This window comes from Ideonella sp. (genome assembly GCF_035254525.1).
Lineage (GTDB): Bacteria > Pseudomonadota > Gammaproteobacteria > Burkholderiales > Burkholderiaceae_C > Ideonella.
Genome location: NZ_DATFAN010000119.1, coordinates 14,163 through 37,803 on the forward strand (window position 1 = coordinate 14,163; position 23,641 = coordinate 37,803).

Below are 23,641 nucleotides of genomic sequence, written 5' to 3' on the forward strand. Positions count from 1 at the left end.
GCCAGCCTACGCCTGCGTCCGGCCCGCCGCAAGCCCCGCGATCAAGCGGGGCCGATGCGCCGGGCGAGGCCGCGCAGCGCGACCCACAGGCCGAGCGCGATGAGCGCCATCGCGCCGGCCTGCGCGGGGCTCGCAGGGGCCATGTGGAACAGCGCCGACACCGGCGGCACGCCCAGCAGCAGCACGAGGCCCAGCAGCACGGCGGCCAGCGCGACCTGCCAGGCCCGGTTGTCGCCACCGAGCAGCGTACGCAACGAGGAGGCACCGGGCCGCAGCGAGGCGGCGATCAGCGCCAGGTTGCCGGCCAGCAGCAGGCCGAAGGCCAGGCCGCGGGTGGCCGGCTCGCTCCAGCCCGCCTGATGCGCCCACAGGGCAGCAGCGGCGACGGTGGCGAAGACCATCACGCCCAGGCCCATGCTGCCGAAGAGCAGACGGCGCCCCAGCAGCGCGGAGCGCGCGGGCCGTGGCGGGCGCTGCATGATGCGCGGGTCCTCCGGCTCCAGCTCGAAGACGACCGAACAGGTCGGGTCGATCAGCAATTCCAGCAGCGCGATGTGCGCCGGCAGCAACAGCAGGGGCCAGCCGGCCAGCACCGCCAGCAGCGCAAGCCCCGCCACCGGCACGTGCACCGCGACCACGAAACCGAGGGCGCGCCGCAGGTTGTCGTCGAGCCGGCGGCCCATGCGCACGGCACGCACGATCGAGCCGAAGTCGTCATCGGCGATCACGATGTCGGCCGCCTCGCGCGCCACGTCGGTTCCGCGGCCGCCCATGGCCACGCCGATGTCGGCGGCCTTCAGCGCCGGGGCGTCGTTGACGCCGTCGCCGCTCATCGCCACCACCTCGCCGCCGGCTTGAAGCGCGCGCACGATGCGCAGCTTGTGGCCCGGCACGGCGCGGGCGACGATCGTGCTGCCGCGCAGGCGCTCGGCCAGCGCCACGTCGTCGAGGAGGTCGATCTCGGCGCCGGTCAGCACGGCGACATCGGCATCGAAGCCGGCCTGCGCGCCGATCGAGCGCGCCGTCGCGGGGTGGTCGCCGGTGATCATCACCACCCGCAGGCCGGCGCTGCGGCACTCGGCCAGCGCGGCCGGCACGTTCTCGCGCACCGGGTCGGCCAGCGCGATCAGGCCGAGGAAACGGTAGGCATAGGCGTGCTGGCCGCCGGCCGCCGCGGTGTCGGGTGGCACGGGCTGCTCGCCGTGCAGCGCCTCGGCCTCGGCCACGCCCAGCACGCGCAGGCCATCGGCGGCCAGCTCGGCGACCGCGGCCGCCAGTGCCGAGCGCGGCGCTGCATCCAGGTGGCACAGCTCGGCGATCGCCTCCGGCGCGCCCTTGGCCATGACCACGCAGCGGCCATCGGTCGATTGCCAGACGCGTGACATCGCGAGCAGCTGCGGCGCCAGTGCGTACTCCCGGCGCAGCGAGCGACGATCCATGCCAGGCTCGCCGGGCGCGCCCGCCAGCGCCCGGATGGCGCGCTCCATCGGGTCGGCCGAGTCCACCGGCGTGGCCTGCAGGGCCGTGTCGACCAGGCGCGCGGTCGCCGGGTCGGCGGCGCCCGGCGCATGACGCGGCAGGCGCAGGCTGCCGTCGGCGTCGAGCTCGGCCGGCACCAGGGCCTGCACCCGCATGCGGTTCTCGGTCAGGGTGCCGGTCTTGTCGACGCACAGCACGGTCGCGGCGCCCAGCGTCTCCAGCGCGGCGATGCGGCGCGTCAGCACCTGGTGCCGGCTCATGCGCCAGGCGCCCAGCGCCATGAACACCGTCAGCACGACCGGGAACTCCTCGGGCAGCATGCCCATCGCGAGCGCCATGCCGGCCAACAAGGCACCGAGCCAGTCGCCCCGGCCCGTGCCGTAGACGACCACGACGGTCAGGCAGACCACGAGCGCCAGCAGGGCCATGCGGCGCACCAGGCGGGCGATTTCGTGCTGCAAGGGCGTGGCGGCCTCGGTGATCGTGCCGAGCGCTTCGCCGATCAGGCCCATCTGGCTGCGCGGGCCGGTCGCCTCGACGCGCATCGCGCCGCGGCCGCGGGTGACCAGCGTGCCGGCGAACAGGCGTCCCATGTCGCCGCCAGCCTCGGCCGCCATGCCGGACCCGGTGCCCACGGCCTTGCCCACCGGCACCGACTCGCCACTGAGCAGCGACTCGTCGACTTCCAGCAGCTCGGCTTGGAGCAGGGCGCCATCGGCAGGCACGCGCTCGCCCTCGGCCACGAAGGCCAGATCGCCGGCGACGACTTCGCGTGCCGGGATGCGGCGGCGCTCGCCGTCGCGCCAGACCAGCGCGCGCGGGCCCGCCAGCCGGCGCAGTGCGGCCAGCGCCTGCTCGGTGCGGTGCTCCTGCAGCAGCGTGATGCCGATCACCACGGCGACCGCCACCAGCAGCATCAGCGCATCCCGCAACGCGCCGATCGCCAGGTACAGCGCGGCGCAACCGGCCAGCAGCGCCAGCATCGGCTCGCGCAGCAGATCCATCGCGATGTGCCACCAGCCGCGGGTGGCGGCCGCGGGCAGCTCGTTCGGCCCGTCGGCGGCCAGCCGGCGCGCCGCTTCGGCCTGGGTCAGTCCGGTGGCCGGCGGCGGGCTGTCCACCATGGTGGCTACTGGAAGGCCACCTCGGCGAAGCCGCGCAGCTTGCGGCTGTGCAATTGACCGACGCTCGACTCGCGCAGCAGCTCGAGGGCGCGCACGCCGATGCGCAGGTGCTGATCGACCCGCTCGCGGTAGAAGTGGTTGGCCATGCCGGGCAACTTGATCTCGCCGTGCAATGGCTTGTCGCTCACGCACAGCAAGGTGCCGTAGGGCACGCGGAAGCGAAAGCCGTTGGCGGCGATGGTGGCTGACTCCATGTCGAGCGCGATCGCCCGGCTCTGGCTGAAGCGGCGCTCGGGGCCCGGGTGCGGCAGCAGCTCCCAGTTGCGGTTGTCGGTCGAGGCGACCGTGCCGGTGCGCATGATCTTCTTCAGCTCGTAGCCCGAGAGCTGGGTGACTTCGGCCACGGCGTGCTCGAGCGCGAGCTGCACTTCGGCCAGCGGCGGGATGGGCACCCACAGCGGCAGCTCCTCGTCGAGCACATGGTCTTCGCGCACATAACCGTGGGCGAGCACGTAGTCGCCCAGCCGCTGCGTGTTGCGCAGGCCGGCGCAGTGGCCCAGCATGATCCAGGCATGCGGCCGCAGCACCGCGACGTGGTCGGTGATGTTCTTCGCGTTCGCCGGGCCGACGCCGATGTTGACCATCGTGATGCCGCCGTGGCCCTCACGCACCAGGTGGTAGGCCGGCATCTGCGGCAGCCGGGCGGGTGCGGTGCCGTTGGGCGTCCCGCCGGAGCCGACCCGCGGCGTCACAAGGTTGCCGGGCTCGACGAAGGCCCGGTACTCGCTTGCCGGGTCGTTCATCCACAGGTGGCCCAGGCGGATGAATTCGTCGATGTAGAACTGGTAGTTCGTGAACAGCACGAAGTTCTGGAAATGCTCGGGCGCGGTGCCCGTGTAGTGCCGCATGCGGTGCAGCGAATAGTCCACCCGCGGGGCGGTGAACAGCGCCAGCGGGTGCGGCTCGCGCGGCGCCGGCTCGTGCGTGCCGTTGGCGATGCCGTCGTCCATCGCGGCGAGGTCGGGCAGGTCGAACAGGTCGCGCAGACGCACCCGCGCCTCGGGCGTCAAGGTGCCTTCCAGGTGGTCGGCCTCGGCGAGCGAGAAATGCACCGGGATCGGTTGGGTGCCCAGCCCGATGTCGAGCGCCACGCCGTGGTTGCGCAGCAACAGGCGGAACTGCTCGCGGTAGTAGTCGGCGAACAGGTCGGGCCGGGTCAGCGTGGTCTCGTACACGCCCGGGCCGGCGACGAAGCCGAAGCTCAGGCGGGTGTCGGCGCGGGCCACCGTGTCGGTCTGGACCCGCACGCTCGGGTACCAGGCACGCACGCGGCTGGGCGGCTCGACGCCGGCAACGAAGGCCTGAAGGTGCTGCCGCAGGTGCTGCACCTGGCCCTGGTAGAGCGCGACCACCTGCGCCAGTGCAGCTTCAGGGTTGTCGAAGGACTGGCGCGGGGTGAACGGGGCTTCGGTCATGGCGTCATTCTCGCCCCGGCGGCCGGGCAGTCGCATGCCCGGCGCCGCGGGTAAATTCGCGTAAAGGCCCGCCGGGGTGGTCGCCCGGTGTGCCAGCCTCGCGCGTTGGCGAAAGAAGGCGCGCTGCGCCGCCATGCCATTCAAGGAGATCACTTTGAAACGCCCTGCCCAGGCCTTGCTGGCCGCCACCGCCCTGACCCTGCTTGCTCCGTTCGCTCTGGCCCAGACCGCGCCGGCCCCGGTGACCCCCCCATCCCAGCCGGCGCAGCCTTCTCCGGTCGCGCCGATGCCGCCGATGGGCCCGGCCGAGAAGCCCCAGCGGCTGTCGAGCGAGAAGTTCAGCCAGGTCGACGCCAACCACGATGGTGCGATCAGCCGCGAAGAGGCGGCCGCAGCGCCGAAGCTGGCGGGCAGCTTCGACGAGATCGACACCGACCACGACGGCCGCGTGATGCCCGCCGAGCTCAAGGCCTACGCCAAGACGCACCGCGGCGGCAAGGCCGGCAAGGCCGGCAAGGTGGGCAAGAACTTCGACAGCATGGACACCAACCACGACGGCGTGATCACGCGCGACGAGGTGGCCGCCAACCCGAGGGCCTTGAAGCGCTTCGAGGCTGCCGACGCCGACCGCGACGGCCGCGTCACCGCCGAGGAAGCGCAGGCCGGCCGGACCCGCTGACCGGCCCGGCCGGCCGCGGTCTGGCGCGATGCGTCAGCGGGACGGCCGGTGGCACACCGCTTGCCCCGTGGCCGGCAAGTGCTGCATCGACGGCATATCCCCCCACTTTTGTGGGCCAGCCGGAGTGGGCCGCGCCCTATGATGCAAGCACCATGATCTCGATGCAGGGAGTTCCCTCGGTCCTGATCGCCAAAAACCAGTCCTGGGTTCGCAAGCAGGCACAGGCGCTGGTACGGCACCTGCCGGCCAATGTCGAGCGCGCCGACCTGATCCAGGTCGGCCTGATTGCGGTGGCCCAGGCGGCGGTCAGCTTCGAGTGGACGGGCGATCGCGACAGCCCGGAGGCGCAGGAGGCCTTCGTGCGCTATGCGCGCATGCGCGTGAAGGGCGCGATGCTCGACGAACTGCGCCAGATGGACTACCTCAGCCGCGGCGAGCGGCGCAAGATCAAGGTCATCCAGATCGCCCGCGAGCGGTACCGCCAACAGCATGGCGTCGAGCCGAACAACACCCAGCTTGCCGCGGCCACGGGCCTGCCGTCCGACGAGATCCATGCCTTGATGCAGGCCGATCAGATGGGCCGCCACCAGGTCAACCTCGACGGCGAAGACAGCGAGGAGGGCGGCGACCACAGCCACCGCTTCCACCCGGCCACGCCGCAGGAAGAAGTTGAGGCGCGGGTCGACACCGGCATCGTGATGCGCCGGCTCGAGAGCTTCTTCGCCGACCTGCCCGAGCGCGAGCGCATGGTGATCGATGCCTACCTCGGCGTCGGCCTGACGCCGATGGAGGTGGCCAAGTCGCTGAAGGTCACGCCGTCGCGGGTCTCGCAGATCTATCACTCGGTCGTGCGGCGCGTGGCCATCCACTTCGGCAACGCGCCGGCCCGCGCGACCGACCGCTACCCCGACAAGTCGTCGGAGGAATTCGCCGAGCTGATGCGCCAGCGTGAGGAGCAGCTGCACAGCAATCCGCGCGACGCCTGGAACGAGATGATGGAGCAGGTGCTCACCACGCGCGGCCGGGCCGAGCCGCCGCCGGGCGACGACGACTACATCGAGGTCACGCCGACGACGCGCTGGGGCTGAGCTCCCCCTCGATGCAGGCGCGGTTGCGCCCGCCGGCCTTGGCGGCGTACAGCGCCCGGTCGGCGCGCCGCACCAAGGCGTCGATCGTGTCGTCGGGCCGGCATTCGGCGACGCCCAGGCTCAGGGTGACGCGCCGGCCGTCCGCGCAAGGTGTCTCGGCGATGGCGCGCCGGATGCGTTCGGCCAGCTCGCCGGCCGGGGCCCGCGGGGTGGCCGGCGCCATGACCAGGAATTCCTCGCCGCCCCAGCGGCCGAGCCGGTCCGACGCCCGCAGCTGCGCCTGCAGTCCGGCGGCCAGGTCGATCAGGACCTGGTCGCCCAGTGCGTGGCCTCCCTGGTCGTTGATCTGCTTGAAGTGGTCCACGTCGATCAGGATGACGGACATCGGCTGCGCGCCGCGCTGCACCAGCGAGCGGGCGGCCGCGAGATGGTCCGACAGGGCCCTTCGGTTCAACAGGCCGGTCAAGGGATCGGTCGAGGCGACCTGGTGCATCGCCTCCACCTTGGCCTGGCTGCGGTAGAAATCGGCCCGCAGGCGGGACACCGACAGCAGCACGACGACGTAGACCACCTGCGCCACCGCGAGGTTGCTCATCATCGGCGCGAGGTAGGCCGGCCAGTGCGCCGCCTCGCTGCGGCCCAGGTGCCAAAGGATCACGCCGAAGGTGGCGGCGTAGACGAGCGCCGACAGCGCCAGGGCCGCCCGCATCGTCAGGAAGATGAAGGCGGTGCCGTAGGCCATCGGCAGCCAGTACAGGTTGCTCAGCAGCTGGTACTCGTCGGGCGGCCCGTCGGTGCCGAACAGAACCTGGAACAGCGCCAGCGGCGGGTAGGCGTTGAAGGCTGCGACGGCGATGACCCGCGCCAGGTCGGCGTGGCGCGGCGCCCAGGTCAGCAGACCGGCGCACAGCGCGAGCGCGCCCAGCAGCGCGGGGTAGGCCCAGCGATCCCATGGCGCCAGTTCGCCTCTGAGTGCCTCCATCAGCCAGATCAGCACGATGGCAACGCAGCCGGCCAGCAGCAGGCCGCGCAGCATCGCGTGCTCACGGCTCAAGGGCGCGGCACGGCGCGTTGGCGCCGGCAGGGGGTCACGGGACTGGGCAAGCGGCATGTCGAGGGGCACGCCAGCTTGTCGCCAGGCCGGCGCGTGTCGATTTTCGGCCCGCCCGTGGCCGGCGGATCGGTCGAAGCGCCGGGGGAAACCCGGCCTGTTGCGGCGCTTACATGCTGCGCCGGTACTGCCCGCCGACCTCGAACAGCGCGCTGGTGATCTGGCCCAGCGAGCACACGCGCACGGCATCCATCAGCACCTCGAAGACATTGCGGTTGGCGATCACCGCATCCTTCAGGCGTTGCAGCATCGCCGGGGCGTCGGCCGCGTGGCGGCTGTGGAACTCGCCCAGGCGTTGCAGTTGGCTGCGCTTTTCTTCCTCGGTCGAGCGGGCCAGCTCGATGTGGTCGGGCACCGGGTCGCCATGCGGGTTGCGGAAGGTGTTGACGCCGATGATGGGGTACTCACCGGTGTGCTTCTGCATCTCGTAGTGCATCGACTCTTCCTGGATCTTCGAGCGCTGGTAGCCGGTTTCCATCGCGCCCAGCACGCCGCCGCGCTCGGCGATCTTCTCGAACTCGGCCAGCACGGCTTCCTCGACCAGTTCGGTCAGCTCGTCGATGATGAACGCGCCCTGGTTCGGGTTCTCGTTCTTCGCCAGGCCCCACTCGCGGTTGATGATCAGCTGGATCGCCATCGCGCGGCGCACCGACTCCTCGGTGGGCGTCGTGATCGCCTCGTCGTAGGCGTTGGTGTGCAGCGAGTTGCAGTTGTCGTAGATCGCGATCAACGCCTGCAGCGTGGTGCGGATGTCGTTGAAGGCGATCTCCTGCGCGTGCAGGCTGCGCCCCGAGGTCTGGACGTGGTACTTCAGCTTCTGACTGCGCTCGTTGGCGCCGTAGCGGTCGCGCATCGCCACCGCCCAGATGCGGCGCGCGACGCGGCCCAGCACGGTGTACTCCGGGTCCATGCCGTTGCTGAAGAAGAAGCTCAGGTTGGGCGCGAAGTCGTCGATGTGCATCCCGCGCGCGAGATAGGCTTCGACGAAGGTGAAGCCGTTGCTCAGCGTGAAGGCGAGCTGGCTGATCGGGTTCGCGCCGGCTTCGGCGATGTGGTAGCCGCTGATCGACACCGAGTAGAAGTTGCGCACGTCGTGGTGCACGAAATACTCGGCGATGTCGCCCATGACCTTGAGCGAGAACTCGGTCGAGAAGATGCAGGTGTTCTGCCCCTGGTCCTCCTTCAGGATGTCGGCCTGCACCGTGCCACGCACGTTGGCCAGCACCCATTCCTTGATCTTGGCCGCCTCGGTGTCGGTCGGCTCGCGCTGGTTGTCGGCGCGGAACTTGTCGAGTTGCTGGTCGACCGCGGTGTTCATGAACATCGCGAGGATGCTCGGCGCCGGCCCGTTGATCGTCATCGACACCGAGGTCGTCGGGCTGCACAGGTCGAAGCCCGAGTACAGCACCTTCATGTCGTCGAGCGTGGCGATCGACACGCCCGAGTTGCCGACCTTGCCGTAGATGTCGGGCCGCGGGGCCGGGTCGGCGCCGTAGAGCGTGACCGAGTCGAAGGCGGTCGACAGGCGCTTGGCCGGCAGGCCTTCGCTGACCAGCTTGAAGCGCCGGTTGGTGCGGAAGGCGTCGCCCTCGCCGGCGAACATGCGGGTCGGGTCCTCGCCCTCGCGCTTGAACGCGAACACGCCGGCCGTGTAGGGGAAGCTGCCCGGCACGTTGTCGAGCATCAGCCACGCCAGGATCTCGCCATGGTCCTCATAGCGCGGCAGCACCACCTTGCGGATCTTCGAGCCCGACAGCGTCGTGTGGACGAGCCGGGTGCGGATCTCCTTGTCGCGGATCTTCACCACGTAGTCGTCGCCGGCGTAGGCCTTGACCATGTCGGGCCACTGGGCGAGCAGGTGCTTCGCGTCGCTGCCCAGCTTCGCCTCGCGCACTTCGGCCTGCTCGGCCAGCGCATCGCGTGCGCGGTGCTTGTCGGGAATGGCCTCGAACAGCATGCGGCTCGATTCGCGCAATTGCTGGATCTCGCGCGCCAGCTTGGCCTGCGCCCGGGCGCGGGCCTTGTAGCCGCGCACTGTGTCGGCGATCTCGGCCAGGTAGCGCACCCGCCCCGACGGCACGATCGGCGTCTGGTGCGTGCTGTGGCGCGTGCTCACCGCGGGCAGCCGGCCTTCGCCCAACGACAGGCCGGCGGCCGCCAGGCGAACCTTCAGCGCCTGGTACAGCGCGGTCACGCCGTCGTCGTTGAAGCGGCTGGCCATGGTGCCGTAGACAGGCATCTGGTCGGCCGGCACCGTGAAGGCCTCTCGGTTGCGCTGCACCTGCTTGGCGACGTCGCGCAGCGCGTCCGCCGCGCCCTTGCGGTCGAACTTGTTGATCGCGACGAACTCGGCGAAGTCCAGCATGTCGATCTTCTCAAGCTGGCTGGCGGCGCCGAACTCGGGCGTCATCACGTACATCGGCACGTCGACCAGCGGCACGATGGCGGCATCGCCCTGGCCGATGCCGGAGGTCTCGACGATCACCAGGTCGAAGCCGGCCGCGCGCGCGGCAGCGATCACGTCGGGCAGCGCGGCGCTGACCTCGCTGCCGGTGTCGCGCGTGGCAAGCGAGCGCATGTAGACGCGCATCCCCGTGTCGCCACGGCCAGAATCGGAAGGGCGGGCCCATGGCCCGATGGCGTTCATGCGGATGCGGTCGCCGAGCAACGCGCCGCCGCTCTTGCGCCGCGACGGGTCGATCGAGATCACGGCGATGCGCAGGGCATCATCCTGGTCGAGGCGGAAGCGGCGGATCAGCTCGTCGGTCAGGCTGGACTTGCCGGCGCCGCCCGTGCCGGTGATGCCCAGCACCGGGGCCGGGCGGGCCTTCGCGGCCTCGTGCAGCGAGGCGACGAAGCCTGCGTCGGCGCGGCCGTTCTCCAGCGCGGTGATCGCCTGGGCCAGCGCGCGCCAGGCGGCTTCCGAGTGGCCCTGCAGCGCTTCCACGGTCTTCGGCGCGTGCACCGACAGGTCGGCGTCGGCGCGCATCAGCATCTCGCCGATCATGCCCTGCAACCCCATGCGCTGGCCGTCCTCGGGGCTGTAGATGCGCACGCCCTGGTCGGCCAGCGCGCGGATCTCGGCCGGCACGATCACGCCGCCGCCGCCGCCGAAGACCTGGATGTGCGCGCCGCCGCGGGCGCGCAGCAGCTCGACCATGTAGCCGAAGTATTCGTTGTGCCCGCCCTGGTAGCTGGACACCGCGATGCCTTGCGCATCCTCCTGCAGCGCGGCGGTCACCACCTCGTCGACCGAGCGGTTGTGGCCGAGGTGGATCACCTCCGCGCCCATGCCCTGCAGGATGCGCCGCATGATGTTGATCGCGGCGTCGTGGCCGTCGAACAGCGAAGCGGCGGTGACGAAGCGCACCTTGTTCGTCGGGCGGTAGGCGGCCAGGGCTTTGTACTCGGCAGACAGGTCGGTCATGGCAAGGCTCGGGGCAGCGGGAGGGTGGATTGATTGACGTTTACGTAAACGTCAATTGTGCATGATGCCAGCGTTTGACCTGGGGCAGTCTGCCAGCCTGGCTTCGACAGGGATCGGGGTTTTCCCCCGGGTTGTGCGGCCGCGTGATGAAGCGGCTGTTACGCTGCGCCCCCATGAGCTTCCTGGCCATCGACATCGGCAACACGCGGCTGAAGTGGGCGCTGTACGGCTCGCCACAGCCGGGTGCGGCCTTGCTGGCGCATGGCGCGGTGTTCCTCGAGACGATCGACGAACTGGCCGAGAAGGACTGGAAGGCGATCCCGGCGCCGCGCAGCATGCTGGGCTGCGTGGTCGCCGGCGAGGCCGTGCGCCGCCGCGTCGAGGAGCAGCTCGAGCTGTGGGATCTGACGCCGCGCTGGGTGGTCTCGTCGCCGCATGAGGCCGGGGTGACCAATGGCTACGACCACCCGGCCCGGCTCGGCGCCGACCGCTGGGTCGCGATGATCGGCGCGCGCGGCCATGCGATGGCGCGCGGGCCGGCGCGGCCGGTGCTGGTCGTGATGATCGGCACGGCGGTGACGGTGGATGCCCTCGACGCCGACGGCAAGTTTCTCGGCGGCCTGATCCTGCCCGGCCACGGCATCATGCTGCGCGCCCTCGAAAGCGGCACCGCCGGCCTGCGCGTGCCCACCGGCGAGGTGCGGCGCTTCCCGGCCAACACCTCGGACGCGCTGACCAGCGGCGGCACCTACGCGATCACCGGCGCCATCGAGCGCATGTACCGCCACCTGGCCGAGCACTGCGCCGAAGAGCCCGTGGTGTTGGTGACCGGCGGCGCAGGCTGGAAGGTCGCGCCCTACATCGACCACCCGCACGAGCTGATCGACTCGCTGATCTTCGACGGCCTGCTGCAGATCCAGTCGCATCGGCTGGCGTTATAGGGCCCCCACGCTCCCTTCCGGTCGCTGCCCCCCGAGGGGGCTCGCGCAGCGGACCGGCGAAGCCGGGTCCGCGCACGCCACTTGAAGCGGCGGCTCCTGCGGAGCGCCGGTTGTCACAGGATGTAGCGCGACAGATCCTCGTTGCGGGCGAGCTCGCCGAGCTTGGCTGACACCGCCGCGGCGTCGATCGTCACGGTCTCGCCGCTGCGTTGCGGCGCATCGAAGCTCAGCTCGTCGAGCAGGCGCTCTAGCACCGTGGCCAGCCGGCGCGCCCCGATGTTCTCGGTGCGCTCGTTGACCTCGTAGGCGATCTCGGCCAGGCGGTGCACCGCATCGGGCGCGATCGTCAACGTGACGCCTTCGGTGGCCAGCAACGCCTGGTACTGCTGGATCAGGTTGGCCTGCGTGCTGCCGAGGATGGCTTCGAAATCACCCACCGACAGCGCCTGCAGCTCGACGCGGATCGGGAAGCGCCCCTGCAGCTCGGGGATCAGGTCGCTGGGCTTGGACAGGTGGAACGCGCCCGAGGCGATGAACAGGATGTGGTCGGTCTTGACCAGGCCGTGCTTGGTGTTGACCGTCGTGCCCTCGACCAGCGGCAGCAGGTCGCGCTGCACGCCCTGGCGCGAGACATCGGCGCCCTGGGTGTTGGCCCGGGTGGCGACCTTGTCGATCTCGTCGATGAAGACGATGCCGTTCTGTTCGGCGTTGGCCAGCGCCGTGGTGCGCAGGTCCTCGTCGTTGACGAGCTTGGCCGCTTCCTCGTCGGTCAGCACCTTCAAGGCCTCGGCGATGCGCAGCTTGCGCGTGGCCTTGCGCGGCTGGCCCATCTGCGAGAACAGGCCCTTCAACTGCTCGGCCATCTCCTCCATGCCGGGCGGGGTCATGATCTCCATGCCGGGCCGGCCCTCGGCAATCTCCAGCTCGATCTCCCGGTCGGCCAGCGCGCCTTCGCGCAGGCGCTTGCGCATCACCTGGCGCGCGGTGTTGTCGACCCCGGCGGCCTCGCCGTGGCGTGGCGGCGGCACCAGCACGTCGAGCACACGCTCCTCGGCGGCCTCCTCGGCGCGCAGCCGGCCCCGGGCCAGCGCCGCCGCCCGCTCTTGCTTGATAGCGACCTCGACCAGGTCGCGCACGATCGAGTCGACATCCTTGCCCACGTAGCCCACCTCGGTGAACTTGGTGGCCTCGACCTTGATGAACGGCGCGTCGACCAGGCGGGCCAGGCGGCGCGCGATCTCGGTCTTGCCGACGCCGGTCGGCCCGATCATCAGGATGTTCTTCGGCGTGATCTCGGCCCGCAGGCCGGGTTCGACCTGCTGGCGCCGCCAGCGGTTGCGCAGCGCGATCGCGACGGCGCGCTTGGCCTCGTTCTGGCCGACGATGTGGCGGTCGAGCTCCGAGACGATCTCTCTCGGGGTCATGCTCATTCCAATACCTCGATCGTGTGGTTCTGGTTCGTGTAGATGCAGATGTCGCCGGCGATTTCCAGCGAGCGCTTGACGATGTCGGGCGCGCTCATCTCGCTGTGCGCCAGCAGCGCGCGGGCGGCCGCCTGGGCGTAGGGGCCGCCGGAGCCGATGGCGACCAGGCCGTACTCGGGCTCGAGCACGTCGCCGTTGCCGGTGATGATCAAGGACGCGTCACGGTCGGCCACGGCCAGCATGGCCTCGAGGTTGCGCAAGACCTTGTCGGTGCGCCAGTCGCGTGTCAGCTCGATCGCCGCGCGCACCAGGTGCCCCGAGTGCTTCTCGAGCTTCGACTCGAATCGTTCGAAGAGGGTGAAGGCGTCGGCCGTCGCCCCGGCGAAGCCGGCCAGCACCTTGTCGTGATGCAGCCGGCGCACCTTGCGCGCGCTGGCCTTGACGACGGTGTTGCCCAGCGTCACCTGGCCGTCGCCGCCGAGCGCGACCTGCCAGCGGCCGTCGGGCAATTGGCGGCGCACGCTGATGATCGTCGTGCCGTGGTAGGAGTCCATCGGGAAAAGCAAGAGAGACGAGAAAGGCCGCAGCATGCCACGGCCCGCGGCCGCGTCAGCTCTGTCGGAGCTGGGTCGACACGTGCTCGTTGATGCCCATCGCACCGAACATCAGCGCGACCAGGCGGTTCACGTCGAAGAAGGTGATCTGGCGGCCTTCGGCGCGCTTGGCGATCACCCAGTTCAGCAGGTCGCCGGCGGCGACGAAATCGACGCGGATCAGCAGCGCACAGGAAATGCGCAGCACCTTGGAGTCGCCCAGCCGCTGGTCGAGGTGCCTGATCAGCGGGCCCTGGTCGCCGGCGAGCTGGCCGGAGATCTCGAGCGTCGTGACCTCGACCTCGCCGTGGCCGTCGTCCATCAGCGAGGTGACCGCATCGCCGACCGAGGACAGGATCGCCGAGCGGGTGTTGGCCGACGGGCCGCTGACGCGCACCGTGCAGCGGGTGGCTTCCCAGCTCGGCGGCGAGACCTCGTAGGTGACGCAGTAGTCGATCGCCACGTCGTCGAACTGGTCGGGCCGGTTGACCAGGCGAAGTGCATCGAGCCGCGCCAGCCAGAACGCCGGGTCGGCATCGCGCACGCCGACCGGCGCCGCCTCCTGCAGCACCTCGAACAGCTTGTCCGCGGCCAGCCAGCGCATCGCGAGCTTTTCGCTGGCCCAGCGCTGGAACTGGTCGCGCAGCGCGGCCGCGGCGTCGGGTTCGATGCGCTTCAGCTGCGTCCAGTCGAGCACCCATGGCTGCGGCAGTTGCAGCAACTGGGAAGCGAGTAACGACAGGCCGTCGCTGTCCAGCCGTGCCGGGCAGACCCAGCCGACCTGGCCGTTGTCGGCGCCGGCGGCGCGCTGCGGCGCGGTCGCATCGGACAGCAGCCGCGGCAGCGAATACCACTGCGGCGGCGAGCGCCCGCACTGCTCGGCGAAGGCGAGCGACAGCGCCTCGAAGCGCTGCTGCTGGCCGGTGGCACGGTACAGGTCGAACAGCACGAGCCAGGTGTCCTCGTGATGCTGTCGCGGACCGCCCGCGCCGGTCATCTGCACCAACACCCGTTCGCTGTGCGTGAAATCGGCGTTGGCGAACGCGATGACCGCTTCATCCAACTCGGGGTCGTGCTGGATCTCCAGCACCTCGACCTCGGGCAGGTCGGCGGCCGGCAAACGCGCCGCCGCCGGGCGCACAGCGGGGGAAGCGGCCGGCGCCGGCGCGGTCGGGACGGCCGCCGCCGATGCCTTCGGGACGCTCGGTGCGGGGCCGGGGGCCGGCGCGGGCGTGAAGGGCTCGAGGTCGAAGGCCAGTGGCGGCAGCTCGCGCGCCGCAGGCGGTGCGGGAACGGGCGCGGGCGCCGGCAAGGGGGCGGCCGGCACGGCGGGCGCCGCTGCGGGCTCCACCACGACCGCGGCCGGTGGCGCCTTGGTGGCCGCCGGCGCATCGGGGCGAAGATCCAGCGGCACCGTCGCGCCCGAATCGAGCGACTGGGTCAGCACCGGGGGCGGCACACGCAGGCGTGCCGGCCGGCTCGACACGGCCGCCGGGACGGGCGGCAGCGACAGCGGCCGCGAAGACGGCGGCGCGATACCGACCATCTGCTTTTCGATCGCGTCGATCTTGGCCTTGACCGTGCCTTCGGCCAGCGCGGACGGGCGGCTCGAACGCCCATCGACATCGTCGAGGTTGGAGTTGGCCAGCGCCGCGGCCTGCTCGGGCGTCAGACCCTCGCGCCGGATGCGGCGCAGCATGTCGAGCTCGCGCTTGCGCACGAAATCGTTGCGCCGCTTGCGCTCGATCATCGCCTTCAGTTCGGCCCGATCGGAATCGGCGAACTGGCTGAGGCGGCTGTCCTCGGCGCGCTGGATCAACTCGCGCGCGGGCCCGGCGATCGTGCGCACGACGCGGCGCAGGATGCCTTCACCGCCGTCGTTGCCGTTCGACATGGGCGTGGGGGCTCGCGACTTCAGTCGCCGAACATCTTCTGCTTCATCTCGCGGCGCTGCTGCGCCTCGAGCGAAAGCGTGGCGGTCGGGCGGGCCAGCAAGCGGCCCAGACCGATCGGCTCGCCGGTCTCGTCGCAATAGCCGTAGTCGCCGGCCTCGATGCGGGCGAGCGACTGGGAGATCTTCTTCAGCAGCTTGCGCTCGCGGTCGCGGGTGCGCAGCTCCAGCGCATGCTCTTCCTCGATCGTCGCGCGGTCGGCCGGGTCGGGCACGATGGAGGTGTCTTCGCGCAGGTGCTCGGTCGTCTCGCCGGCGTTCGACAGCAGCGCGTCCTTCTGCTCCTGCAGGCGGCTGCGGAAGAACTCCAGCTGCTTCTCGTTCATGTACTCGGACTCCGGCATCGCCAGCAGCTCGGCCTCGGTCAGGTCGCGCCCCGCCTTGGTCTTCCAGGCGTTGGCGAGCTTCGGGTCCGCCTTGGCGGCGGTCTTCACAGCATTCATCGGTTCGGGGTAGGTCTTGGTCGTCGGCTTCGCCGGGGCGAAGCGGTCGGTAAAGCTGGCGGTGGAGGGGGTCGGGGCGTGCGCTCGAACCGGGACGGGGGCCTCAGCGGCTATCTTGGACTGCGCCGCCTTGCTGGGGGCGGGCTTGGCGGGTGCGTCAGCGGCGGATTTCACGGTCGGGGCCTTGGTCGGAGCCGCCTTGGCGGCAGGCTTGGATGCAGCGGCGGGCTTTTTCGCGCTCTCCTTCTCGGGGGCGGCGCTTTTCGCCGGTGTCTTGCTCACGGTCCGTCTCCTCACCACATGGCATGGGATATGGCGGTTATACCCCTTGAGAGGGGCTGCTTGTGGTGCAACCGCCACGTTTCGGGCGCGCGGATTGTAGCCATGCGATGCCTTCGCAAGCCCGTCTTTTTCAGGCGAGGCAGCCCTCCAGGCCCTGCAGCAGGATGTCTTTCGGCAGATCGATGCCGATGAAGACCATCTTGCTGGTCTTTTTCTCGCCAGGTGCCCATTTCGGGCCCAGATCGCTGCCCATCAGCTGGTGCACGCCCTGGAAGATGACCTTGCGGTCGCTGCCCTTGAGGTGCAGCACGCCTTTGTAGCGCAGCATCTTGGGCCCGTAGACCTGCACGATCGCGCCGAGAAAATCCTCCAGCTTGGCCGGGTTCAGGGGCTTGTCGGCACGAAAGACGAACGATTTCACATCGTCGTCGTGATGGTGGTGGTGCGGGTGGTCGCAGTGCTCGCCATGCTCGTGATCGTGATCGTGGTCATGATCATGATCGTGCCCCTGCTCGCTGAGGAACTCGGGGTCGATGTCGAGCTTGGCGTTGAGGTTGAAGCCCTTCAGGTCGAACACCGACGACAGCGGCACGTCGCCGAAGTTGACCCGGCGCTGGGGCGCGCGCGGGTTCATGTGCTTCAGGCGGTGCACCAGGTCGTCCACCACCACCTCGTCGACCAGGTCGGTCTTGCTGATGAAGATCTGGTCGGCGAAGCCCACCTGGCGGCGGGCTTCCTGGCGGGTGTCGAGCTGGTCGTCGGCGTGCTTGGCGTCGACCAGCGTCAGGATGGAATCGAGCAGGTAGCTTTCGGCCACCTCGTCGTCCATGAAGAAGGTCTGCGCGACCGGGCCGGGGTCGGCCAGGCCCGTGGTCTCGATGACCACCCGCTCGAAGTCGAGCTCGCCCTTGCGGCGGCGGGCGGCCAGGTCGGCCAGCGTCGAGCGCAGATCCTCGCGGATCGTGCAGCAGACGCAGCCGTTGCTCATCTGGATCACCTGCTCCTTGCTCTCGGTGACCAGGATGTCGGTATCGATGTTCTCTTCGCCGAATTCGTTCTCGATGACGGCGATCTTCTGGCCATGGGCTTCGGTCAGCACCCGCTTGAGCAGGGTGGTTTTGCCGGAACCGAGGAAGCCGGTGAGGATGGTGGCGGGGATCAGGGACATGGTGGGGCAGGCAAGGGCGGCTTGAAAGCGCCGCGGCCGCCGGGGCCGGCGGTCGGGGCATGGACTCTGTCGCAGCGACCATAGCCTGTCAAGCGCCAGGGCATGGGCTGCCATGGGCGCGATATGGGGGTGTGCCCGCCGCATTCAAGATCTGGCCGTCCGCGCCGGCCGGGCGGGCGTGCCAGGGGTCCGGGGCCGGGGGCTTCGGGTATCCTTGTTTCCCCATCATTGCCGGCACCCTCGTGTCCGAACCCCAGCCACCCCGCCCCCCCGCGGCGCCGAGAAGAAGCGCCCATGCCCACCGGGGCGACCCCGGCGACACGCACGAGCGGTCGGAGAGGCGAACGCTGTTCGAGCGCCTGGTCGAGTTCATCTCGCCCGGCCCGGATTCCAAGGACGAGCTGATCGAGACGCTCGCCGAGGCCGAGCATCGCGAGCTGATCGAGCCGCAGTCGCGCGCGATGCTCGAAGGCGTGCTGCGCATGGCCGACATGGTGGCCGGCGACGTGATGGTCGCCGCGCCGCGGATGGACCTGCTCGACATCGACGCCCCCTACGACGAGCTGCTGGCCCTGGTGATCGACACCGGCCACTCGCGCTTTCCGGTCACCGAGGGCTCGCGCGACAACATCATCGGCATCCTGCTCGCGAAGGACCTGCTCAAGCTGCAGCGTGCACCCGAGCTCAACCTGCGCACGCTGCTGCGCCCGGCGGTCTTCGTGCCCGAGAGCAAGGGCCTGAACGAGCTGCTGCGCGATTTCCGCACCAACCGCAACCACCTCGCGATCGTGATCGACGAGTTCGGCAACACGGCAGGGCTGCTGACGATCGAGGATGTGCTGGAAGAGATCGTCGGCGAGATCGAGGACGAATTCGACGTGGCCGACGCCGCCGACGCCGTCTACACGCTGGCCGACGGCACGCACCGCGTGGCCGGTGACGCCTCGATCGGCTCGGTCAACGAGGCCTTCGGCATTGCCCTGCCCGACCAGGACTTCGACACCATCGGCGGCCTGATCGCCCATGAGCTGGGCCGGGTGCCGCGCCGCGGCGAGTCGGTCGAGGTGGCCAACCTGCGCTTCTCGGTGATGCTGACGCGCGGTGGCGCGGTGCGCTGGTTCAAGGTCCAGCGACTGCCGAAGCCGTTGGCTGCCTCCGACACCGAAGCGTGAAGCGGCTGGGGTTCTGGACGCCGGCACTGCTGGCCGGTGGCGCGCTGCACACGGCGTCGTTCGCGCCGCTCGAATGGTGGCCCTTGCAGATCCTGGCGGTCGCGCTGCTGGCGGCCGGCGTGCAGGGCGCCGCGCCGCGCCTGGCCGCCTGGCGCGGCTTCGTGTTCGGCTTCGCGTGGCTGAGTTCGGGCCTGTGGTGGCTCTACATCAGCATGCACGAATACGGCGGCATGCCGGCGCTGCTGGCGGCGCCGGCGGTGGCGCTGCTGGCTGCCGCGCTGTCGCTGTACCTGGCCGGGGCGATGGCCCTGGTCGCCTGGTGCCGGCCCACCTCGCCGACGGCGACGGCGCTCGCGTTCACAGGGGCCTGGCTGTTGGCCGAGCTGGCACGTGCGCAGTGGCTGACCGGCTTTCCGTGGATCGCCTCGGGTTACGCGCACAGCAGCGGCCCGCTGGCCGGGCTGGCGCCGTGGATCGGCGTCTACGGCATCGGCGCGGTCGCCGCGCTGCTGGCCGCCACGCTGGCCGCCTGCCTGCGCCCGGTGGCCGGGGCGGGCCGCCCCTGGGCGCTGCTGGCTCTGGCGCTGTTGCTGCCCGGTCTGCCGGCGCTGGCGCCGCGCGAGTTCACCGTGTCCACCGGCACGCTGCACATGAGCCTGCTGCAGCCCAACGTGCCGCAGGATCTGAAATTCGACCCGGACCGGATCGCCGCCGACATGGCCGCGCTGCAGGTGCAGCTGCATGCCGCCCGCGGCCAGCTGGTCGTCACGCCCGAGTCGGTGCTGCCGGTGCCCAGGGACCGGCTCGACGAAGGCTACTGGCAGCAGCTCACCGCGCCGTTTCGCGCGGGCGGCCGCGCGGCGCTGATCGGCACCTTTCTCGGCAACGACAACGACGGCTACGTCAATTCGGTGGTCGGCGTTTCGCCCGCCGGCGGCGACGGCTACACCTATGGCAAGCGCCACCTGCTGCCCTTCGGCGAGTTCGTGCCGCCGGGCTTTCGCTGGTTCGTCGACCTGATGCAGATCCCGCTGGGCGACCAGGCGCGCGGTCACCGCGAAGCGCCGTTCACGGTCGGCGCACAGCGGCTGCGTCCGCTGGTCTGCTACGAGAACCTGTTCGGCGAAGACATGGCGGCCAGCGTCGGCGAAGGGCCGCAGGCGGCGACCATCCTCGTCAATGTCAGCAACCTGGCCTGGTTCGGCCGCTGGATGGTGCAGGACCAGGACCTGCAGTTCTCGCGCCTGCGCGCGCTCGAGTTCCAGCGGCCGCTGGTGCGGGCGACCAACACCGGCTCGACCGCGGTGGTCGACCACCGCGGCGTGGTCACGGCCCGGCTGCCGGCCGAGACGCAGGCCACGCTCGACGTCGCGGTCGAGGGACGGCGAGGCGCCACGCCGTACGCCCGCTGGCTCGGGGCCGCCGGGTTGTGGCCGCTGTGGGCGGTCGCACTCGCCTGCGTGATGGCCGCGGTCGCCGCGCGGGCCGCGCCGTGGCGCCGGCGCGGCCCGGGCGGCTGACAGCGCGCCCTTACTGGATCACCAGCGCCGAATCGCCCAGCCAGCCGAGGGTCACCGGCGCGACGAAGCGGCCCAGGATGCGCACCGTGTTGTTGCCGGCCACCAGCCGCACCGGCACGGTGATCGACGGCCGTACCCAGCCGCTGGAGCCGGCCACGTTGTCGGGCGAGCAGAACGCGTCGGAGCTGCCGACCGTCGGCGCGACGATCGCGGCGTTGACCTCGATGTCCAGGTGGACCCAGCCGGAGTTCGTCGCCGCGCCGTTGTCGGCCGAGCACTCGGCCGAGTAGGTCAGCGCGTAGGTGCCGGCCTTGGCGACGTTGAACACGATCGAGGTGCTGCCGCCGTCGTTCAGCGGCACCGGCGTGTTGTCGACGTTGTAGGTGAAGTTGTTCGAGCGCGTGGCGCTGGCCAGGACCTTGGCCGACGCGGCACCGGCGGCCAGCGACAGCAGCAGCGCGGGGATCAGGGCATGTGCGAGTTTCATGAGGGGATCTCCTCTGGGTGATGAAGCGGTGGGTAGGCCCCTGCGGCAGCGGGCCGCAGGGTGAGCCGATGATCGGAAAGCCGCCCTGCGCCGTGCATCCCGCTCACTGGGTGCTGCGGCCCTGCAGTCGTGGGGCTGCGATCGAGGGGGTGAACCGCCCCTGCAACCGTAGAATCGTCGGTCGACCCCCGGGGCGCCGCCCGCTGCGCGCGCCCCCCCTTCGCACCATGCTCACCTTTCAGCAACTCATCCTTCGCCTGCAGGACTACTGGGACGCCCAGGGCTGCGCGCTGCTGCAGCCCTACGACATGGAGGTGGGCGCCGGCACCAGCCACACCGCCACCTTCCTGCGCGCGCTCGGCCCCGAGCCCTGGAAGGCCGCCTACGTGCAGCCCAGCCGCCGGCCCAAGGACGGCCGCTATGGCCAGAACCCGAACCGCCTGCAGCACTACTACCAGTACCAGGTGGTGCTCAAGCCCGCGCCGGCGAACATCCTCGAGCTCTACCTCGGCTCGCTCGAGGCGCTTGGCTTCGACCTCAAGAAGAACGACGTGCGTTTCGTCGAGGACGACTGGGAGAACCCCACGCTCGGCTGCTGGGGCCTGGGCTGGGAGGTCTGGCTCAACGGCATGGAGGTCACGCAGTTCACCTACTTCCAGCAGGTCGGCGGCATCGACTGCAAGCCCGCCACCGGCGAGATCACCTACGGCCTGGAGCGGCTGGCGATGTACCTGCAGGGCGTCGAGAACGTCTACGACCTGCAGTACGCGCCCGGCATCAAGTACGGCGACGTGTTCCTGCAGAACGAGATCGAGCAGAGCACCTACAACTTCGAGCACTCCGATGTGGAGTTCCTGCTGCACGCCTTCGGGGCGCACGAGAAGCAGAGCCAGTACCTGATGAGCCAGCAACTCGCGCTGCCGGCTTACGAACAGCTGCTGAAGGCCGCGCACACCTTCAACCTGCTGGACGCGCGCGGCGCGATCAGCGTGACCGAGCGCGCCGCCTACATCGGCCGCATCCGCAACCTGGCCCGCGCGGTGGCGCAGGCCTACCTCGACAGCCGCGCCCGGCTGGGCTTCCCGCTCGCGCCGCGCGCCTGGGCCGACGAGGTCGCCGCCCAGCTTGCCGAGAAGTCGGCGCAGAAGAAGGCGGCCTGAACCATGACCGCACGAACCCTCCTCGTTGAACTTTTCGTCGAAGAGCTGCCGCCCAAGGCGCTGAAGAAGCTGGGCGAGGCCTTCGCCGGCACGCTGGCCGCGAGCCTGCAGGCGCAAGGCCTGGCCCCGTCCGACGCGGTGGTGACGCCCTTCGCCTCGCCGCGCCGCCTGGGCGTGCAGGTCAAGACTGTCGCCACCAAGGCGGCCGACCGCGCCGTGCAGCAGAAGCTGATGCCGGTGTCGGTGGCGCTGACAGCCGCCGGTGAGCCGACGCCCGCGCTGCTGAAGAAGCTGCTCGGGCTGGGCCTGGGCGCCGAGGTGCTGCCGCAGCTCAGGCGCCAGCCCGACGGCAAGGCCGAGGCGCTGTTCCTCGACATCGTGGTCGAGGGCGTGACGCTGGAGGAAGGCCTGCAGAAGGCGCTCGACGAGACGATTGCCAAGCTGCCGATCCCCAAGGTCATGACCTACCAGCTGGCCGATGGCTGGAGCGACGTGAAGTTCGTCCGCCCCGCGCACGGGCTGGTTGCACTGCATGGCGACGCGGTCGTGCGTGTCTACGCGCTCGGCCTCAATGCCGGCCGCAGCACGCTGGGCCACCGTTTCGAGGCGGCGGTGCCGGAGGTCGAGATCACCCACGCTGAGCGCTACGCCGAGCAGCTGGCCGAGCAGGGCGCGGTGATCGCCGGTTTTGCCGAGCGCCGCGCCGAGATCGTGCGCCAGCTGAACGCCGCGGCCGCCGCCGAAGGCCTGCAACCGATCGCCGACGAGGCGCTGCTGGACGAGGTCACCGCGCTGGTCGAGCGGCCGAACGTGCTGACCTGCCGCTTCGAGCCCGAGTTCCTCGGCGTGCCGCAGGAGTGCCTCATCCTGACGATGAAGGCAAACCAGAAGTACTTCCCGCTGCTCGACGCGCAAGGCAGGCTGACCCATAAGTTCCTCGTCGTCAGCAACATCCGGCCGGCCGACGCGAGCGCGGTGGTCGGCGGCAACGAGCGTGTGGTGCGCCCGCGCCTGGCCGACGCGAAGTTCTTCTTCGACCAGGACCGCAAGAAGTCGCTCGAGTCGCGCGTGCTGGGGCTGGCCAAGGTGGTCTACCACGGCAAGCTCGGTTCGCAGGGCGAGCGCGTGCAGCGGGTGATGGCGATCGCGCGTGCGATCGCGGGGCAACTCGGTGGCGAGGCGCTTGCGGCGCAGGCCGACCGCGCCGCCCTGCTGGCCAAGGCCGACCTGCTGACCGACATGGTCGGCGAGTTCCCCGAGCTGCAGGGCATCATGGGCGGCTACTACGCCCGCCACGACGGCGAGCCGGAGGCGATCGCCTTCGCGATCGAAGACCACTACAAGCCGCGCTTCGCCGGCGACGAGCTGCCGCGCAACGACGTCGGCCTGGTGGTCGCGCTGGCCGACAAGCTGGAAACGCTGGTCGGCCTGTTCGGCATCGGCCAGCTGCCCACCGGCGACAAGGACCCGTTCGCGCTGCGCCGCCACGCGCTGGGCGTGATCCGCATGCTGGTCGAGCGCGAGCTGCCGCTGTCGCTCGATGCGCTGATCGCCGCCGCGGTGCCGGTCTTCGGCCCGCTGATCCAGGATCCGAGCGCCGCGCTGCAGGCCTTCTTCGCCGAGCGCCTGGGCGGCCAGTTGCGCGAGCAGGGCTACTCGGCACAGGAGGTCGACGCGGTGCTGGCGCTCGCGCCCCAGCGCCTGGCCGACGTGAAGAAGCGGCTCGAGGCCGTGCGCGCCTTCGCCTCGCTGCCGGAAGCGGCCTCGCTGGCCGCGGCCAACAAGCGCGTGGGCAACATCCTGAAAAAGGTCGAGGGCGAGCTGCCCACCGAGGTGCAGGACCGCCTGCTCGGCGAAGCCGCCGAACGCGCGCTGGCCGATGCGCTCGGGGCCGTGCAGCCAGGCTCGGACGCGCTGTTCGCCCGCGGCGACTACACCGGCTCGCTGCGCGAGCTCGCTGCGCTGAAGTCCCCGGTCGATGCCTTCTTCGACGGCGTGATGGTCAACGCCGACGACCCCGCGCTGCGCGCCAACCGCCTGGCGCTGCTGGGCCGGCTGCACGCGGCGATGAACCGCGTGGCCGACCTGTCGCGCCTGGCGGCCTGACCCGGTGCCCA

17 protein-coding genes are annotated in these 23,641 nt (G+C 70.5%); 7 read left to right on the forward strand and 10 right to left on the reverse strand.

From position 1 onward, the window contains the following. Positions 1 to 41 precede the first annotated feature (41 nt). Positions 42 to 2,603 carry a cation-translocating P-type ATPase gene (locus tag VJ693_RS11795; RefSeq protein WP_414652264.1) on the reverse strand — a complete coding sequence of 854 codons (2,562 nt, stop codon included), beginning with the start codon at positions 2,601 to 2,603 and terminating at the stop codon, positions 42 to 44. A gap of 5 nt (positions 2,604 to 2,608) precedes the next feature. Beyond that, on the reverse strand, positions 2,609 to 4,078 hold the full coding sequence (locus tag VJ693_RS11800) for an AMP nucleosidase (protein WP_324154334.1): 1,470 nt from the start codon (positions 4,076 to 4,078) through the stop codon (positions 2,609 to 2,611). A 154-nt stretch (positions 4,079 to 4,232) separates the two neighbouring features. Here VJ693_RS11800 and VJ693_RS11805 point away from each other — a divergent pair, with 154 nt between their 5' ends. Both VJ693_RS11805 and VJ693_RS11810 read left to right on the forward strand, forming a co-directional pair. Next, positions 4,233 to 4,757, forward strand: a complete 525-nt coding sequence (locus VJ693_RS11805) for an EF-hand domain-containing protein (protein WP_324154336.1) — start codon at positions 4,233 to 4,235, stop codon at positions 4,755 to 4,757. 152 nt (positions 4,758 to 4,909) lie between these two features. Continuing rightward, positions 4,910 to 5,845 carry a sigma-70 family RNA polymerase sigma factor gene (locus VJ693_RS11810; protein WP_324154337.1) on the forward strand — a complete coding sequence of 312 codons (936 nt, stop codon included), beginning with the start codon at positions 4,910 to 4,912 and terminating at the stop codon, positions 5,843 to 5,845. Here the strand turns inward: VJ693_RS11810 and VJ693_RS11815 are convergent. Together VJ693_RS11815 and icmF are read right to left on the reverse strand one after the other, a co-directional pair. After that, entirely contained in the window at positions 5,820 to 6,899 is a 1,080-nt protein-coding gene (locus VJ693_RS11815; RefSeq protein WP_324154339.1) for a GGDEF domain-containing protein, read from the reverse strand. The genes VJ693_RS11810 and VJ693_RS11815 overlap by 26 nt on opposite strands. A 166-nt stretch (positions 6,900 to 7,065) precedes the next feature. Continuing rightward, complete coding sequence (icmF, locus tag VJ693_RS11820) at positions 7,066 to 10,383, reverse strand: fused isobutyryl-CoA mutase/GTPase IcmF (RefSeq protein ID WP_324154341.1); 3,318 nt, start codon at positions 10,381 to 10,383, stop codon at positions 7,066 to 7,068. Between the two features lie 173 nt (positions 10,384 to 10,556). Between icmF and VJ693_RS11825 the strand changes: the two genes are divergently transcribed. Then, entirely contained in the window at positions 10,557 to 11,324 is a 768-nt protein-coding gene (locus VJ693_RS11825) for a type III pantothenate kinase (protein ID WP_324154342.1), read from the forward strand. A gap of 113 nt (positions 11,325 to 11,437) precedes the next feature. On the opposite strand, the gene hslU is transcribed toward VJ693_RS11825, so the two are convergent. The 5 genes from hslU to VJ693_RS11850 form a co-directional block, all read right to left on the reverse strand. Further along, on the reverse strand, positions 11,438 to 12,754 hold the full coding sequence (gene hslU, locus VJ693_RS11830) for an ATP-dependent protease ATPase subunit HslU (RefSeq protein ID WP_324154344.1): 1,317 nt from the start codon (positions 12,752 to 12,754) through the stop codon (positions 11,438 to 11,440). After that, positions 12,751 to 13,302 (reverse strand): ATP-dependent protease subunit HslV, encoded by a 552-nt coding sequence (hslV, locus tag VJ693_RS11835; protein WP_324154346.1) that lies wholly within the window; start codon positions 13,300 to 13,302, stop codon positions 12,751 to 12,753. The genes hslU and hslV overlap by 4 nt, the downstream gene beginning before the upstream one ends. Before the next feature lie 55 nt (positions 13,303 to 13,357). Then, on the reverse strand, positions 13,358 to 15,235 hold the full coding sequence (locus VJ693_RS11840) for an STAS domain-containing protein (RefSeq protein ID WP_324154347.1): 1,878 nt from the start codon (positions 15,233 to 15,235) through the stop codon (positions 13,358 to 13,360). A 20-nt stretch (positions 15,236 to 15,255) separates the two neighbouring features. Continuing rightward, complete coding sequence (gene dksA, locus VJ693_RS11845) at positions 15,256 to 15,735, reverse strand: RNA polymerase-binding protein DksA (protein WP_324154349.1); 480 nt, start codon at positions 15,733 to 15,735, stop codon at positions 15,256 to 15,258. A 412-nt stretch (positions 15,736 to 16,147) separates the two neighbouring features. Next, complete coding sequence (locus tag VJ693_RS11850) at positions 16,148 to 17,185, reverse strand: GTP-binding protein (protein ID WP_324154350.1); 1,038 nt, start codon at positions 17,183 to 17,185, stop codon at positions 16,148 to 16,150. A 242-nt stretch (positions 17,186 to 17,427) separates the two neighbouring features. Between VJ693_RS11850 and VJ693_RS11855 the strand changes: the two genes are divergently transcribed. Both VJ693_RS11855 and lnt read left to right on the forward strand, forming a co-directional pair. Continuing rightward, the gene (locus VJ693_RS11855) at positions 17,428 to 18,357 is read left to right on the forward strand and encodes an HlyC/CorC family transporter (RefSeq protein WP_414652265.1); all 930 of its coding nucleotides are present in this window, start codon (positions 17,428 to 17,430) and stop codon (positions 18,355 to 18,357) included. Then, complete coding sequence (lnt, locus tag VJ693_RS11860) at positions 18,354 to 19,877, forward strand: apolipoprotein N-acyltransferase (protein ID WP_324154351.1); 1,524 nt, start codon at positions 18,354 to 18,356, stop codon at positions 19,875 to 19,877. The genes VJ693_RS11855 and lnt overlap by 4 nt, the downstream gene beginning before the upstream one ends. A 10-nt stretch (positions 19,878 to 19,887) precedes the next feature. On the opposite strand, the gene VJ693_RS11865 is transcribed toward lnt, so the two are convergent. Then, positions 19,888 to 20,364, reverse strand: a complete 477-nt coding sequence (locus VJ693_RS11865; protein WP_324154352.1) for a hypothetical protein — start codon at positions 20,362 to 20,364, stop codon at positions 19,888 to 19,890. Between the two features lie 227 nt (positions 20,365 to 20,591). Here VJ693_RS11865 and glyQ point away from each other — a divergent pair, with 227 nt between their 5' ends. Both glyQ and glyS read left to right on the forward strand, forming a co-directional pair. Next, positions 20,592 to 21,524 carry a glycine--tRNA ligase subunit alpha gene (gene glyQ / locus VJ693_RS11870; protein ID WP_324154354.1) on the forward strand — a complete coding sequence of 311 codons (933 nt, stop codon included), beginning with the start codon at positions 20,592 to 20,594 and terminating at the stop codon, positions 21,522 to 21,524. 3 nt (positions 21,525 to 21,527) lie between these two features. Then, positions 21,528 to 23,630 carry a glycine--tRNA ligase subunit beta gene (glyS, locus tag VJ693_RS11875; RefSeq protein WP_324154356.1) on the forward strand — a complete coding sequence of 701 codons (2,103 nt, stop codon included), beginning with the start codon at positions 21,528 to 21,530 and terminating at the stop codon, positions 23,628 to 23,630. Positions 23,631 to 23,641: the final 11 nt, after the last annotated feature.